General features: G+C 40.7%; 15 protein-coding genes, 5 tRNA genes and 1 pseudogene. 11 read left to right on the plus strand and 10 right to left on the minus strand.

What is annotated here, in order from left to right:
* The 5 genes from JCM16418_RS10110 to JCM16418_RS10130 all read left to right on the plus strand — a co-directional run bounded on the left by JCM16418_RS10110 (nucleotide 1) and on the right by JCM16418_RS10130 (nucleotide 5,851).
* A complete protein-coding gene (locus tag JCM16418_RS10110; protein ID WP_036648432.1) occupies nucleotides 1-1,104 on the plus strand; it encodes a LolA family protein in 1,104 nt (367 codons plus the stop codon).
* 198 nt (nucleotides 1,105-1,302) lie between these two features.
* Nucleotides 1,303-2,535: an alanine racemase gene (gene alr / locus JCM16418_RS10115; protein WP_052020185.1), complete on the plus strand. Its 1,233-nt coding sequence runs from the start codon at nucleotides 1,303-1,305 to the stop codon at nucleotides 2,533-2,535.
* A gap of 190 nt (nucleotides 2,536-2,725) precedes the next feature.
* On the plus strand, nucleotides 2,726-3,007 hold the full coding sequence (locus JCM16418_RS10120) for a CopG family ribbon-helix-helix protein (protein ID WP_036648438.1): 282 nt from the start codon (nucleotides 2,726-2,728) through the stop codon (nucleotides 3,005-3,007).
* A 3-nt stretch (nucleotides 3,008-3,010) separates the two neighbouring features.
* A complete protein-coding gene (locus JCM16418_RS10125) occupies nucleotides 3,011-3,361 on the plus strand; it encodes a type II toxin-antitoxin system PemK/MazF family toxin (protein WP_036648300.1) in 351 nt (116 codons plus the stop codon).
* A 276-nt stretch (nucleotides 3,362-3,637) separates the two neighbouring features.
* Complete coding sequence (locus JCM16418_RS10130; RefSeq protein ID WP_036648302.1) at nucleotides 3,638-5,851, plus strand: Tex family protein; 2,214 nt, start codon at nucleotides 3,638-3,640, stop codon at nucleotides 5,849-5,851.
* A gap of 113 nt (nucleotides 5,852-5,964) precedes the next feature.
* Here the strand turns inward: JCM16418_RS10130 and cmpA are convergent, their stop codons facing one another.
* Genes cmpA through JCM16418_RS10135 form a run of 3 tightly spaced genes read right to left on the minus strand, consistent with a single transcriptional unit; the run spans nucleotide 5,965 to nucleotide 6,530 of the window.
* Nucleotides 5,965-6,069 carry a cortex morphogenetic protein CmpA gene (cmpA, locus tag JCM16418_RS24610; protein ID WP_242403774.1) on the minus strand — a complete coding sequence of 35 codons (105 nt, stop codon included), beginning with the start codon at nucleotides 6,067-6,069 and terminating at the stop codon, nucleotides 5,965-5,967.
* Entirely contained in the window at nucleotides 6,032-6,178 is a 147-nt protein-coding gene (locus JCM16418_RS25255) for a hypothetical protein (RefSeq protein WP_162472261.1), read from the minus strand. The genes cmpA and JCM16418_RS25255 overlap by 38 nt, the downstream gene beginning before the upstream one ends.
* A 1-nt stretch (nucleotide 6,179) precedes the next feature.
* Nucleotides 6,180-6,530 carry a hypothetical protein gene (locus JCM16418_RS10135; protein WP_036648304.1) on the minus strand — a complete coding sequence of 117 codons (351 nt, stop codon included), beginning with the start codon at nucleotides 6,528-6,530 and terminating at the stop codon, nucleotides 6,180-6,182.
* Nucleotides 6,531-6,675: 145 nt separating this feature from the next.
* On the opposite strand from JCM16418_RS10135, the gene JCM16418_RS10140 reads away from it, so the two are divergent.
* The 6 genes from JCM16418_RS10140 to JCM16418_RS10165 all read left to right on the plus strand — a co-directional run bounded on the left by JCM16418_RS10140 (nucleotide 6,676) and on the right by JCM16418_RS10165 (nucleotide 7,845).
* A complete protein-coding gene (locus tag JCM16418_RS10140; RefSeq protein ID WP_081765395.1) occupies nucleotides 6,676-7,155 on the plus strand; it encodes a SprT family protein in 480 nt (159 codons plus the stop codon).
* A 31-nt stretch (nucleotides 7,156-7,186) separates the two neighbouring features.
* Nucleotides 7,187-7,262 (plus strand) — tRNA-Asn (locus JCM16418_RS10145).
* A gap of 9 nt (nucleotides 7,263-7,271) precedes the next feature.
* Nucleotides 7,272-7,360 (plus strand) — tRNA-Ser (locus tag JCM16418_RS10150).
* Between the two features lie 180 nt (nucleotides 7,361-7,540).
* A tRNA-Glu gene (locus JCM16418_RS10155) sits at nucleotides 7,541-7,615 on the plus strand.
* Nucleotides 7,616-7,654: 39 nt separating this feature from the next.
* Nucleotides 7,655-7,730, plus strand: a tRNA-Lys gene (locus JCM16418_RS10160).
* A gap of 32 nt (nucleotides 7,731-7,762) precedes the next feature.
* A tRNA-Leu gene (locus JCM16418_RS10165) sits at nucleotides 7,763-7,845 on the plus strand.
* Between the two features lie 59 nt (nucleotides 7,846-7,904).
* On the opposite strand, the gene JCM16418_RS10170 is transcribed toward JCM16418_RS10165, so the two are convergent.
* The 7 genes and pseudogenes from JCM16418_RS10170 to JCM16418_RS10200 all read right to left on the minus strand — a co-directional run bounded on the left by JCM16418_RS10170 (nucleotide 7,905) and on the right by JCM16418_RS10200 (nucleotide 15,616).
* Nucleotides 7,905-9,041: a glycoside hydrolase family 18 protein gene (locus JCM16418_RS10170; protein WP_036648440.1), complete on the minus strand. Its 1,137-nt coding sequence runs from the start codon at nucleotides 9,039-9,041 to the stop codon at nucleotides 7,905-7,907.
* A gap of 4 nt (nucleotides 9,042-9,045) precedes the next feature.
* Nucleotides 9,046-10,146: an acyltransferase gene (locus JCM16418_RS10175; protein WP_036648308.1), complete on the minus strand. Its 1,101-nt coding sequence runs from the start codon at nucleotides 10,144-10,146 to the stop codon at nucleotides 9,046-9,048.
* Nucleotides 10,147-10,193: 47 nt separating this feature from the next.
* Nucleotides 10,194-11,519 carry a glycosyltransferase family 2 protein gene (locus JCM16418_RS10180; protein ID WP_036648310.1) on the minus strand — a complete coding sequence of 442 codons (1,326 nt, stop codon included), beginning with the start codon at nucleotides 11,517-11,519 and terminating at the stop codon, nucleotides 10,194-10,196.
* 445 nt (nucleotides 11,520-11,964) lie between these two features.
* Complete coding sequence (locus tag JCM16418_RS10185) at nucleotides 11,965-12,984, minus strand: DUF2804 domain-containing protein (protein WP_036648313.1); 1,020 nt, start codon at nucleotides 12,982-12,984, stop codon at nucleotides 11,965-11,967.
* 197 nt (nucleotides 12,985-13,181) lie between these two features.
* Nucleotides 13,182-14,383 (minus strand): annotated as a pseudogene (locus tag JCM16418_RS10190) (MFS transporter).
* Entirely contained in the window at nucleotides 14,380-14,841 is a 462-nt protein-coding gene (locus JCM16418_RS10195) for a MarR family winged helix-turn-helix transcriptional regulator (RefSeq protein WP_036648314.1), read from the minus strand. Before JCM16418_RS10195 ends, JCM16418_RS10190 begins: the two are co-directional and overlap by 4 nt.
* A gap of 163 nt (nucleotides 14,842-15,004) precedes the next feature.
* Entirely contained in the window at nucleotides 15,005-15,616 is a 612-nt protein-coding gene (locus tag JCM16418_RS10200; RefSeq protein ID WP_052020186.1) for a PAS domain-containing protein, read from the minus strand.
* Nucleotides 15,617-15,624: the final 8 nt, after the last annotated feature.

Here is a 15,624-nt window from a genome sequence, read left to right on the forward strand (position 1 = left end):
ATGCGCCGGATATCATGGGTTCTCGCCATGATCTTGTGCGTTACTGTGGTGTTAGCAGGATGCGGCAAGAAGGATGCTACTGCTGTGGTCAAGGATTTAAATGATGTGGCCGATACACTTCAGAGTAAGCAAGGATCGTACAAAGGTTCAGGCACGATGACGCTGTACACAGGCGAAAAGCCGCAGGATTATCAGGTGGAAGTATGGTACCAGAACCCGTCTTATTACCGGATCAGTTTAGCGAATGCTCAAAAGGACGTTAAACAAATCGTCCTGCGTAATGATGAAGGAGTTTTCGTACTAACGCCGAGCCTCAATAAGAGCTTCCGTTTCCAAAGTGATTGGCCGGATAATCAGGGGCAGGTTTACTTGTATCAGACTCTGGTACGGGGAATTCTGAGTGATAATACTCGTCAGTTTGTTAACGACAAGGATAGCTATGTCTTTGATGTTGCTGCTAATTATCACAGTCCATCTCTTGTACGGCAGAAAATTTGGCTTAATAAAGATAACTATGCACCTAAACAGGTTCAAGTGTCTGATTCCGAGGCTCATGTCGTGGTTGAAGTGAAGTTTACACAATTTGATTTTGACGCTAAGTTCGATAAGGATTCCTTCGATATGAAGCGTAATATGTCGGCAATGAACGATTCTTCCATCGGCACGGTTGCTCAAGTGGATGAGAACGGAAATTTAATAGATGTTGATGGAATGGCAACAGGCGATGATGATTCTACAGATACTCCAGTTACCAAAGAATTAGGGGATTTCGGTCTCATTATTCCTGACTATGTTCCCGCAGGAGTGAAGGTTAAAGATACGAATAAACTAGAAAACAGCTCGAATCACACAGCGCTATTACGGTATGATGGTACATACCAATATACAATTATGGAATCCCGTCCGCTGGACCGGGCCGTATCCCTCACTTCCGGTACCGTGGTGGATTTAGGGTTTACGGCAGGGCTGTTAACTGGTGATGAACAACAGACGTTAACATGGATGAATGATCAGGGTGTAGAGTTCCGAATTACGAGCGCAAATCTCCCAGTTAGTGAAATGTCGCAAATTGCCGCGTCTTTAGAGGCACAATCGGGTAAATAACATAAAGTAGGCGGAACCCTGAGTTGTTAGAGCTATTTTCCCTCTACCATTTCAGGGATTCGTCTATTCTTTATTTCAAAGCTGTGGTACGGGAAACATGCTCAAATCCGATCGGTTGTGGTTCATTGACAGTGGCTCTCTTGAACATTACGATTAGTTTAACAATGTAGTGTTAAAACTTAGAGAAGGTGACTGTAATTGCAAGGACAATATAGACCTACAACTGTAGAAGTGAACTTAGATCATTTACGCGCCAATTACGAAGCATTTCGCCAAGCATTGCCTACAGACATGAAGCTACTTGCTTGTGTCAAAGCCGATGCGTATGGACATGGTGCGGTTGAAGTGGCGCGTGAGATGGAGAGAGCTGGAGCAGATTATTTGAGCGTAGCATTTCTAGATGAAGCAATAGAGCTTCGAGAAGCTGGATTGAAGATGCCGATACTCGTACTGGGATATACACCGCCAGAAGGGGTTCAAGCAGCTAGAGATTATAATGTGACGCTCACATTATTCAGTTTGGATGTGCTCCAAGCCATCAAGGAGCTTCCATTTCAGGATGATCTACTGCCACTCAAGGTTCATATCAAAATTGATAGCGGAATGGGCAGACTGGGGCTATTTCCAGGACAGGATGCCATTTCATTTATCATGGAGGCTCTTTCATTACCACAAATTCAGGTCGAAGGCATGTTTACTCATTTTGCCAAAGCAGATGAACAAGATAAAAGCTATACACTGATGCAGTTCCAGCGTTTTCAGGATGTGGTGGTTGCACTGGGGGAGAAAGGATACACCCTCCCTATAATACATACGGGCAACAGTGCTGCTGCAATTGATACACCTCAGCTTTCGTTTAACATGGTTCGTGTAGGCATTAGTCTATATGGTCTATATCCATCGGATGAGGTAAATCGACAGACCGTGGAATTAACCCCGGTCTTGACGCTGAAGACACAGGTTGTATTTGTCAAAACGCTTCCACCAAACTCGGGCATCAGCTACGGTACGCGGTATATAACTGAGCATGACGAAGTCATTGCTACCCTGCCGATTGGTTACGCTGACGGTTATTCCCGAATGTTGAGTGGTAAAGCGGAGGTACTGATTCGCGGCCACCGCGTTCCTGTTGTTGGAACCATCTGCATGGACCAGTGTATGGTTACGCTACAATCTTTTGCTGAAGAGGCAGAAGAAATTAAAGCAGGTGAGGAGGTTGTGCTCATCGGTCAGCAGTCTGGCGCACAAATTACGGCAGATGAGCTGGCTTCTCAGCTAGGTACGATTCACTACGAAGTGATCTGCATGATAGCTCACCGAGTACCGCGTCTGTATATCAAAGACAGTTCTTTATATACTCGGGTAAATCCACTGATTCACTCAAAACATTGCCCTGTACCAGACCAGAATATTGATTTATATGAGGATTGAAGGAATATGAGACCAGAGTCACGAATATAGGTTGTGACGAGATAGTCTATACGTAAAGGCCGACATTAGTTTATAATGAATGCAGCATACCTGATATATCTTCGGCATATATATTCCTTTGTATAAATTTCCTTGAATAAAGTTATACTGGTGCACAGGGTGAGAAGGTATTGTGGGGGTGGAAGAGAAGGTGGCTAATATGCAGAATACCAAAAGAATAATGATCAGCTTGCCGGATCATCTTTTGCAGGAAGTGGATGGAATCGTTGCCATGGAGAATTCTAACCGCAGTGAATTAATCAGGCAAGCCATGAAACTGTATTTGACTGAACGGAAGAAGCGTTATATTCGGGAGTCCATGCAGCGTGGCTATATGGAAATGGCCAAAATCAATTTGACTATGGCCTCTGAAGCCTTTCACGCGGAAGAAGATGCAGACAGCACTCTTGGCCGCTTAGTGAGCGGGGTGTAAACATTGATCGTAAAACGCGGAGACGTCTTTTTTGCGGATCTTTCACCCGTTGTCGGTTCTGAACAAGGTGGAGTAAGACCCGTTCTGGTGATCCAGAATGATATTGGTAACCGATTCAGCCCAACCGTTATTGTGGCGGCGATTACCGCGCAAATTCAGAAGGCTAAGCTGCCTACGCATGTTGAAATTGATGCAGCTTCGCATGGATTTGACCGGGACTCCGTTATTTTGCTGGAGCAAATTCGCACCATTGATAAACAAAGGCTAACGGATAAGATTACCCATCTTGATGAAGAAACGATGAAAAAGGTGGATGACTCGCTCCAAATTAGTCTGAGCTTAATTGATTTTTGAACTTGAGTATACGAAGTACTAAATCATGAAGGCGTGCCCTATGGGTACGCCTTTTTGAGGTGCAGCGAGACGGTAAAACGGGTTCATGAAAATGATGCCAAAACTTGCCCGCTGGAAATGTAGCTCAAAGTTTGTGATAATAGGAAGGAAACGATGATTACAAATTTGTAATGCTTACATGCAGTTTCTCCAATCCATTTAAATATTAACTGTAATGACAAACGTCTTTTCATACATCGGAATATACATAATTACTTTCAGGAAGAGGGATTTGAAATGGCTGAATTAGAACAAGTTACGCAGCAGAATGCAGAAGAATTGAAAGCGAAGGAACAAGAGCGAATTGTAGGACAGATTGCTAAGGAGTTACAAATATCTCTGAAGCAAATTCGTACAACGGTAGGTCTGCTGGATGAGGGGAATACGATTCCTTTTATCGCACGTTATCGTAAGGAAATGACTGGCGAACTAGATGAGAATCAGCTACGCGATATTGAAGAACGGACGACTTACCTACGTAATTTAGAAGAACGTAAGCGTGAAGTCATCCGCATTATTGATGAACAAGGGAAGCTGACGGGTGAACTAAAGTCCTCCATTGAACAAGCAGTGAAGCTACAGGAAGTTGAAGACCTGTACCGGCCTTATCGGCAAAAGCGTAAAACTCGTGCTAGTGTTGCCAAAGAGAAGGGACTCGAGCCGCTTGCAGAGTGGATTCGTGAACAACCTAAACAGGGAGACGTTAAGCTAGAGGCAGCGAAATATGTGGATGAAGGCAAGGGTGTAGAATCAGCGGACGATGCGATCGCTGGGGCTATGGATATTTTGGCAGAAAGTATTGCAGATGAAGCAACGATTCGTTCATGGGTACGTCGATATACTATGGATCATGGCATGCTCACTTCAGAAGCGAAGGATGCTGAACAAGAGACCGTGTATGAAAATTATTATAAATATAGTGAACTCGCTAAGAAAATGCCGCCTCACCGTATATTAGCGATCAACCGCGGCGAACGGGAAAATATATTGAAGGTAGGACTAGATGTTCAGTCTGAGCCTGTCCACAACTATATGATGCGAAATATCGTTAAAGGCCCATCAGTCGTTCGCGATGTATTAAACGCGGTGATTGAGGATTCCTATAAACGCCTAATTGCGCCTTCCATTGAACGGGAAATTCGGGCAGAGCTAACGGAAAAGGGAGAAAATCAGGCCATCTCGATCTTCTCAGGCAATTTGCGTAGCCTACTGCTCCAACCACCTGTTAAGGGACGCCGTGTATTAGGAGTAGACCCAGCTTACCGCACGGGTTGTAAGTTAGCCGTTGTAGATGATACGAGTAAACTATTGGAGGTTGCGGTGACTTACCCAACACCTCCGAATAACAAACGTAAAGAAGCTGCTGAAATTTTCCGTAATCTAATCACTAAATATGAGATCCAGTTGATTGTGATTGGTAACGGTACCGCTTCCCGCGAAACAGAACAGTTTGTGGCAGAGGTGATCGCGGACTTGAACCAACCTGATTTGGCATATTTGATCGTTAATGAAGCTGGCGCAAGCGTATATTCCGCATCCAAACTTGCACAGCAGGAATTCCCTGAACTTGACGTGGCTGAGCGTAGTGCTGTTTCGATTGCTCGCCGAGTGCAAGATCCGCTGGCAGAACTCGTAAAGATTGAGCCAAAAGCGATTGGTGTCGGTCAATATCAACATGACGTATCCCAGAAACATCTGGACGAGAGTCTTAAAGCGGTCGTTGAATCGGCAGTTAACCATGTTGGGGTAGATGTAAATACAGCTTCTCCGTCCTTGCTTTCATATGTAGCGGGTGTCAATGCAACAACAGCGAAGAATATTGTGAAATACCGCGACGAGAACGGCAAATTTAGTAACCGTAAACAGCTCCAGAGTGTGCCACGCTTAGGTGCGAAGACGTACGAGCAATGTATTGGTTTCATGCGGATATCCGAAAGTGATAACCCGCTGGACAAGACTCCTATTCACCCGGAATCTTACAAGGTTGTAGACCGACTATTTAAGGAGCTGAGTGTGAAACTTGATAAGCTGGGAAGTCAGGAGCTTTCAGTACTTCTAGAGAATCAAGAGGTAGAGAGCTTGGCGACCAAGCTTGATGTAGGTGTGCCTACGCTTCGTGATATTTTGGAAAGCTTGCAGCGCCCGGGACGTGATCCACGTGAGGAATTGCCACTTCCGATTTTCCGCACGGATGTGCTTAAGATTGAAGATTTGGCTTCAGGAATGGAATTACAGGGAACGGTTCGCAATGTTATCGACTTTGGTGCTTTTGTAGATATCGGTATTAAAAGCGATGGGCTTGTCCATATTTCGCAGCTCAGTCATGGATTTGTGAAGCATCCGATGGATGTCGTATCCGTTGGAGATACAGTGACCGTATGGGTGCTGAACGTAGATTTGAAAAAAGGTCGTGTGGGTCTGACGATGCGGAATCCTCATCAAGAGGAATAGTTGCTCTATATTTGATATGAATACATGAAGAGACCCAGCCGTTCCTTGTTAGAAGGGCTGGGTCTCTTGATCCGTTCGTTATACCGTAAATCCTAGTGGATGATTAACAAGGACTATTGGGCGTCACTGTTATGTTCTTGTGGTGCATTACGGTAAAAATACCAACATTCGTTGAGCAGTTTAATTTGGCGTCTGTCTTTCTTGTGGAACGCCTTCATCAACTGACTGCAAAGCCATTGCGGCAAGGGCGATCGCCTCCTCTTGCATTCCATCATTAAGAATAGCATATGGGGAGAAGGCCCTATGAGTGCAGGTACGACATGACATTCTATTCCATTTCTTCTTCATACCACTGTTCAAGCTGTGCCTGAAGGGCACGGATCTCAGTAAGAAGTGAAATGAGTGGATAGTTATTTTCATCAATGGATGCAAAAGATTGCTCGAGCGTATTAATGTAATGAAGACCGTGTTGAATAGTATATTGCTCCTGTAACAAATCCAGTTGATCACATTCAGCAATAGCCAGTGGCAACTGTGGAATGGATTGAGCTGTTAGTTTATTGATTTCTTTGTTGAGTCTTAAATTTAGTGCGCTGAGCTGGTAAGCGTAGTCAGCAGGCATTTCTACAAACTGTAACTGATCCTGCTGTTGCAGGATTACATATCTCATCTTAGACATCAGATGTAAATCTCCTTCCATATGTTGTATTCTACTTGTCAGTGTAGCTTATGCTGAAGTTAGAATTCAAGCCTATAAGAAGGGGAGCTGATGTGTAAGTATCGGCGACCTGCGAAAATGTAAGAAGGAGTTGTTTATGGAATCCATGACCAATGATGAGTTACAGGTATGGATGGAGCAGATTTCTTTATCTAACTTCGGCATTCCTTTCAGGCATCAGGCCTCATTCAATGCAAGATTGTCGTCTACAGGTGGGCGTTATTTTATGAAAAGCCACAATATTGAAATTAATCCTCATCAGCTACATATTCATGGTAAGGAGGAAGTGGAAAAGATCATCAAGCATGAGTTATGCCATTATCATCTTCATATCGCTGGAAGAGGGTACAAGCATCGTGATCCGGAGTTTAAGCAACTCCTTCAATCGGTAGGAGGTAGTCGCTTTTGTCAATCCTTGCCTCAGACTAGGCAGCGAAAGGTCCAACCATATCGCTATAGGCTTATTTGCCAAAGCTGTAACCTTGAATTTTTGCGAAAACGAAAAATAGACCCCAAACGATATCGCTGCGGAAGATGTGGTGGGAAATTACGTATACAAATACTTGACTCATTCGATAAATCATGATAAATTATTGAGAGTTACCATTTTATAATGTTCCCTGATAGCTCAGTTGGTAGAGCACTCGACTGTTAATCGAGTTGTCACAGGTTCGAGTCCTGTTCGGGGAGCCATTTCTTTTTGGAGAGATACCCAAGTGGCTATAAGGGGACCCTCTGCTAAGGGGTTAGACTGCGTAAGTGGTGCGAGGGTTCGAATCCCTCTCTCTCCGTTTGTAATTACTGAATGCATAACTCTCTGGCTACATTGTAGCTGAGGGAGTTTTTTATTGGCATTGCATCTGAAGAAAGCTTAGAGAGTCATGCTTTAATGAATTTTGAAAAAAAACTTGCCAGTCGTTCAGGTTTTTGTTATACTCAATCTTGTCGTCACAAAGAGACAACATTATTATGGCCCGTTGGTCAAGGGGTTAAGACACCTCCCTTTCACGGAGGTAACATGGGTTCGAATCCCATACGGGTCACCATCTTCTTATGAATGGCAGACATCATTGAAGAGTCAGCGAGAGCCATTAGCTCAGTTGGTAGAGCACCTGACTTTTAATCAGGGTGTCGAAGGTTCGAATCCTTCATGGCTCACCATTTTTAACTTTATAGTATGATCCCTTATACATGCGGTAGTGGTGGAATGGCAGACACGCTATCTTGAGGGGGTAGTGGGTGTATACCCGTGGAGGTTCGAGTCCTCTCTACCGCATAAATAAAAACCACTTTCCATTCAGAAATTAATCTGAATGGAAAGTGGTTTTTTGTATATTATTTATTCAAGTTATCTGATAAGTAATCGACAATCCCATGATCGGAATCTTGGGAGTACTCCCAAACCATGGCACCGGCTAGTTTCTTATCTTTGATGTATTTAATTTTTGCCTGCAGCGCTTCTTGATCTTCATAGGTTATAAAGGTGCTACCATCATACAAATAGGCAGTCTTAGCGGTGTCGTCATAGTATCGCTTAAATCCATCTTTATTTAGGTACTTTTCTTTTATGGTCTTGTAGCTCAAATCAACTTTATTGATATCAATTGGCTTACCCGTGGAAAAAGCACCATGATCATCAGGACTGCTTTTTACGTTCTCCCATCCATAGGAGTAGGCTGGTATGCCTAAGAGAAGCTTGCTGGGATCAATATCATGATCGATAAATAAATTAATAATTCGATCTACGCTCGTTTTGCTTTTTTCCTGCTTATCTTTAAATAAATTAGAATTATACCCTGTCGTATCTGACCAAGCACCCGTTAGGTCATAACTCATAACATTAATGAAATCAACATACTTTTCGACTTTGGTAACCTCGACATTTTCGAAGTACCAATCTTCATTTCCAGCGGCAAAGCTTAAATAGTAATTTTTATTTTTACGAGGGAGAATATCTAGCTTCTCTTTAAGTTCTTTCATTAAATTCGTGAAGTTCTTCGTATCTTCAGTTCTTGCTTTTGTCGTATTCCATGAATCAAATGCTGGATATTCCCAGTCTATATCGATTCCATCTAAATCTAATTCTTTGACTAGAGCGATCATACTCTCTGTAAAAAAGTATCGATTGCCGTCCATTGATGCATCTGAGAAACCATCTGCTTTATAGCCGCCAATGCCAAGGATGAAACTTGTTTTTTTATTATTCTCTTTTAGCTTTTTAATATTTTGTTTAATGGCTTCGTTCTTAGCAGGATCTAGATCAAAATATACATTCGTTTTATTGATTTTGGCAAAGGCGAGGATAGCGATATCAATATTTTTATCTTTTAAAGAAATGTCTTTTAAATCTTTCCAAATTGGAATGTATACAGATGTGATTTTATGATCAGTAAAATTGATGTTATAGAAATAGAATCCCATACCTAAAGTCAAGGCAGCTAAGAAGGCTTTTGTATATAGGCTTATCTTCAACATGTTAGCTTTTTCCTCCAAATAATACTTGTGTAATATATTTATTGAGATTTAAAATTTTAACGGTGATATAACTTATTCCGAAAATAATACCAACATTAAAAATAAGGTTAAAAGCCGTTTGAAGTAGGTTTGCGTCTATTTCTAGTCTTCTGGATACTAAGATTTCAACTAACAAGTGAATTAAATAAATACTAAAGCTTGCTTTGGAAATGGAGCTAATTATTTTTTTGACTTTGTAATTAATCTGCTCGCTGAGAGCTGTTTCTTTTTCTTTAAAAAAGATAAACGCTCCAATAGCCATGAAGAATGTAGTGATTGAATAATTACCGTAGAACATCTCATCAAGCGTACCATTATATAAAGATGCAAAATAAGTAGCCACGGGTGTAACGAATAGAGAGATCATGCCCAGGTTGTAGAAGAGGTTCTTCGCTTTCATGGATATTGAATAGTTATATAGATAGTAACCGAGTATAAAATAACCTAGATAGCCCATAAACAAAGGGATATTCGCTATGGGAACACTAATATATTCAGAAGTTATTCGAAATACGATATCTGAAATTAACTTATAAACGACGCTGATCATAAACCATAAGATTAGGTAATATCTTAAATCCTTTTCGCTACAGGCCTTAACTAACTTACTAATGAGTGGAACCGTTATGTAGATTGCAATAATTGCGTAGAGAAACCATAAATGAATGTAATTCCGATCAGACACTAAACCATATGCAAAATGAAGGAGAAAATCAAAAATGCCCATGTTACTTTTCAGAATGAAGTATTGTTTGTAGATGGCATAAATGAAGGACCAACTTACTAATGAAATGATTAAAGGAAGTACTTTTTTTACATAAAAATGCCGATAGGAGGTGACTTCAACTCTAAGAATCATCGACCCGCTTATCATGAAGAACACGGGTACGGCAAATCTGGATATGGAATTAAAGAAATTACTAATCCACCAGGAAGTGGTGTTAAAATCATTAGTTCGGGTAAGTAAGTCAGCAGTATAATGCAGGATAATGACGGCTATGATAGACAGTATTCTTAGAATATCAATAAATATTACGCGTTTATCCTTCAGTATGTGAGTCATATATAAAACCTCCTGAAATTTCAGTGTTCACATCGTTATTGTAGGAATTAGCTTATGCTTGAGACGCCTTTTCTCTCAACGAATCCCCAGCCCTCGTCATTATCAAAATATTTGAATGTGCCAACAATATTTAGATACAGTAGTAGATTTCGATAGGTTAATAATTCGATTTGGCTAAATATGAACATATGAATATAGTCTTTCCAAGAATAATTGCTACCGAATTTCTTACATAAGTGCAGCGATACTAATATTTGTAAAGCATTAATGAACACGACAGATATCATCAGAATAAGTGCACTCATTAGATTTGTACCTAGGAAAATCGTCTGTATAAGGTAAAAGAGAGTTGTGAATGCTGTTAGTGTACCAAGTACAAAACCATCGATGGCAAAGAAGATGCTTACACCAAAGCTAAACTTCTTCGATAATTTGGACCAATAGATTAAGATGCAATCAACAAAAGCTTTTTGCCAACGAATTCTTTGTTTATAGAAGTTCGTTAAGTTCTCCGGGCATTCCGTGTAGCATACAGCCTCCGGCGCATAGACGAGCTTTTTCTTCAATTTATTGGCTTTCATATACTCATGAATTTTCAAAGTAATATCAATATCTTCACCAACGGTACTTCTAAATCCGTTCACTTCGATTAATATATTTTTATAAAAAGCACCGAATGCACCAGAAATAACGACAATGGAGTTAAAAGCAGATTGGGTTAGCTTTCTAACATAGAAGCCATGGATGTAGCTGATTACCTGACTTTTGATAATGCCTTTGCCAATGAATTTTTCTTGGATGATACCGTTTTTCTTCTCGGCGCCTTGCACAATCTTTACGGTGCCACCTAGAGCGATTACCTCTTCATCATGAAAATATTGGTTCACGTAGGAAAGTGAGTTAATTTCCAACATGCTATCCGCATCTAAAGTAATGACAATATCAGAATTCGCACAGTCGATTCCGGCGTTGAGAGAATCTGCCTTTCCACCATTAAATTTATCGATTACATAAATGTTTGGATGTGTTCGAGAATGGTAAATCCCCTTAATAGCGGCATAGGTCAGCTTATGATCTGCTTCGCGATCGCTTATCTCTAAGTCCAGCAGCTCATTTAACGTCTCGAAAGTTTGATCCTTTGAACCATCATTAATGATGATGACTTCATAGTTACTGTAATGTATGCCTTCTGCTGCATCGATACAATTCTTAATCGTGAGCTCCTCATTGTAAGCAGGAACTAGAACCGAAATAGATTTTTCAGGTAGATCTCGATTTAAAACCTTAACTTTGCTGAAAAATAGGGGGATAAAGGTGTAAAGAAGTTGAAATCCAAGAAAGACAACCGTTGAGATATAAAAAAAGTACTGCATAGGCTCACTCCTTTGATTCTATTTGATCTATTTAGTTTAATCACGAATTAGACTGCTCTCCAGTCAGTTTAATCCGAGCACTAAGGCCGACAGGCATATTTGCCGACTGATCCTCACCACGTGCTAAGGGTCTATTCATCCTTTCCTATGACAAAATACAAGACAGTAAGTGGATGGGAATTAATTACATTCGGTGTAATTTATAATAAATAATAGTGAATTAATTCATAAATAGCAATGCATCGAAAACGTTATAGGTAATATTTTCTGAAAATAAAAAGTTATATTTTCTTATTAATACATAAATCCGCTTACATTTTACATGGGATTTTCATATTTAATCGGATGAAAAAAAGTAGCTGTTTTCACTATAAAAAACCGAAGTCTCTATTAATAAGAGAATTCGGTCTTTTTTGTTAAATTATAGTTAATTTCTTATGACGGGCTACCAGTTATTTACTGCATGTTCCATAAAAGCTAGCAGATCATGTACCTCTAGGATTGTTCCATCATCTAGAACAGCGGTTCCGCTAAACTTCCCAAAGACTTGGTGACAGCAATTATCCACGAATAGCTTTTTCGTCGATGTGAAGTGATCATAGATAGGTGTGAATTCCATCTCAAATCGTCCATCATCACTAGTGAATTTCTTCTTCGCCATATAGCCACCTGCTAAAAGATCCACATGAACTTGATTTAGTTTATGTGCTGTACCGTCGTAGAACAGCATATTTTCGGTAGCCGTTTCGGTATTTCCAAATCCAAATCCGATATTAAAGCCAAAGCGCTTACCATTTATAATGCCGCTTCCATTACCCCAGAACCACTCATGGCTAAATGGCCATACTCCTCTACCCCAATCCAATAGTCCAAATGCTGTATCTGGTTCGAATGGATATTTCTTGTCTCCAACACTAACCATACCTTCCGCAGGCATGCAGTTAATTTTATGATTATAGTAAAAATAACGTGGGTTATCATCAAATGGCGTGGCAATAACCATGGAAGCTAAATCCGGCTGCATGAGATGCACATCAATGTCCATAGGTGGACCTTGTTTATCTCGCGTTTGACAAATTAAACGTCGTCCCCCTTCAAAAACTAAAAATTCGATATCAATCAGATTACTTTTATATATTAAATCTCCAGTCTCAGCTGATGCAGGCATACCGAGGCGATTAAAAGGAAGGGGTAGTAATTTGGTAACGTTATACGTACGGTTTGTATTCCAATCAATCAAGGAGACAGATATGCTACCAGCATAGGAAACATGTCCAATCGTAAGCTGCAAACAGTAATCATTATTGGATACTTGATAGAAATCCCATTCTTTAATTCGCCAGGGCGGCGTTTTGATCTGCTTACGGTTGTAAACAAGTAAACCTTGCGTGGCATAGCCTTTTTGTACAAGAGATCCGCGCTTATCGAGTAAAGGTGAAGAGGATTTGATCTGATGATTCAACATTTAATTCCTCCTTATATTAAACGCTTGTAAATTTATGTAATATACTTGACACTATTATATGGTAACAGGATCTATAGAATCACTATAAATTTTATGATCTATATGGGTTGTCTGTATTAAAAAAACCTTTGAGTGCTTGGTCCGAACAAGTTCGGTGCAATGCACTGCAAAGGTTCTATGATTTGTTGATCAGAAGATTATCCGTTAATCGTAACACCATGCTTCTTCGATTTCGATATCTTTGCCAAATACACAAAATAGCAGGCAATGAAAGCAACCATAAATAATGATGAATACCGATACATGGTGCTATAACTAGACGCGGCAGCAATTTGTCCAAGTGCCAGCGCTCCAACAGCAATTCCCAGATCTAAAGAGTTAAAGTACATGCTGTTAGCCATACCTTGCTGTTGTGGAGGTACAAGTTGAATCATCCAGGACTGAAGGGTAGGCTGAGCGGTTCCGAATCCTATACCATAGAATAGGGCGCTAGCGCCAGAGAACCGGTTGAGCTGGAGATCGAGAGCAGCCAGATCCCTACGATTAAAAATAGTGCGGCCGGGATGAGAAGTGCGACATGACCCTTGCGATCATATATTTTTCCAGATATCGGCCGAATAATAACTACGGCCACAGCGTTAAAGAGAAAGAAGAGCGAAATATTCGCTAAATGAACTTCTTTTCCAAATAGATTTAGAAAGCCAAGTAGTCCACCGTAAGTCACAGACATGAGCAGGTTAAGTAGGCTTGGCATTAGAAGCGACCGCGGGAATTTTCGCTTGGAAGGCACTGCGGTAAAGTCTGACGGAACCACTGCACGAGGTGAGGGTACTCTGCGGCTTAAAGGATAAACAAGTGGAAAAATAACAACAATAACGATCATTGTGGCATAAACCAGCGAAGAAAATCCGCTGTAGTCTAGTAGAGTAGAGCCGATTACAGGTCCAAGGGATAAAGCGATACTTGTTGAGAGGCCGAAATATCCCATTCCCTCACCCAAACGTCGAGTTGGGATAATCCCTGATGCCATCGTAGGTAGCGTTGTGCTACCCATTCCAAATCCGATCCCGAAAAGGATTCGCATAAGCAGCAGCAGCGCAATTGTTCCGCTCCATAGATATCCCGCCGTGGAAAGGAGCATAATCGCGAGACCTAGAAATAGAATGGTATTGCGTTTACCTTTCTCTAGAGCTTTGGCTGAGAAAAGCCGTGTGGCGATTGCAGATAAGGCGAAAACGGTTGTAAATAAACTTACGATTAGTGTATTCGCGTGGAAATGCTCTTTCACATAGACCGGAAGCGGGGAAACGACCATTTGCAAATTAAGAAATAATAATAAATTACATATCGTTAGCATAATGAACTCTCGGGTCCAAAGTTTCTCAGGGTTGCGGTTCATACATCAAGCCTCGGTTCATTCATCATTTTGTCTATATTGTCGCTAAATTTTTTCATGATTAAGCTCATTTCCTGTATCTGTTCTTCCGTTATTCCATCTAAAAGCTCATTATTCAGCTGTTGTTCAAGTGGAATCGTATCATTCATAAGTGTCTTGGCAGCTGGCGTTGCATAAATTAAAAAGGCACGTCGATCTTTCGCATCGGGTGTACGAATAATAAGCTGCTTCTTATCCAGAACATCTAGTATTCGCGTAACCGAAGGTTGGTCTTTACCCGAACGCACCGACAGTTCTCTTTGATTGATACCTTCATTGGCATAAACCTGATATAAAACACTCCATTGTTCAGTCTTAATGTCAAAAGGCTTAAGACGTACGGCGAATGCGGCCGACATTCTCCGCGATAAAGTACCGTATTTGTATCCGACACTTTCTTCGGAATTTGTAAATCTTGACATAAGAAAGTACTCCTTTCAGTGTATCCCTTAAATAGTTGTTATAACAATTATATAAATATCAATAAATCTAGTCAATGAATCAGGTTAGAAAAATTAATATAGTAACTATTCTAAAATAAAGTGAAAAAGTATTAGAATTGTTTAGAGAGTGATAAGAATTAGTTTACAGTGGGCTGTCCAATGCGGACGAATATTTAGGATATATACGACGTATGCATTCTGGACAAATATCATGAGTAAACTCGGCATGCGTATGTTTCTCGATAAAGCTTTCGACACTGTTCCAGATCTCTTCTTCATCACGGATTCGTTTGCATACGGCACAAATAGGTAGAAGTCCGCGAAGCGTGCGGATTTCCGAAAGGGCTTCAATAAGTTCGGACTCGATTAGTTTGCTTCGTGTAATATTGGAGAAACTGATGACAATTCCTTGTACTTCACCTGCTGATTTCAGTAAAGGAGAGGCATCAACTAGATACCAGCGGATTTGGTTAGCAAATAAGGTGTGCATTTGCATCTGATAGTGTGACCTCTGATTATGCATAATGGAATGCAAACCATCAATATGTTGCTGTTCAGCTAAAGTTTCGAATATTTGTAGGTAGTTAACACCTACCCAGTTAAAATTTAACGGAGCACCTACTTCAATAGACGCATTGTTCCAAGCGTGATTCACAAACGTAATTTCTCCATTTAAATTAATCACAGCAATACTTTGCTGTAGCGTTTGTATAATTTCTAGATCAAGATCAAGAGAACAATTCGTATTTAGCATATGTAATA

It is taken from the genome of Paenibacillus pini JCM 16418 (assembly GCF_000576305.1).
GTDB lineage: Bacteria > Bacillota > Bacilli > Paenibacillales > Paenibacillaceae > Paenibacillus_AQ > Paenibacillus_AQ pini.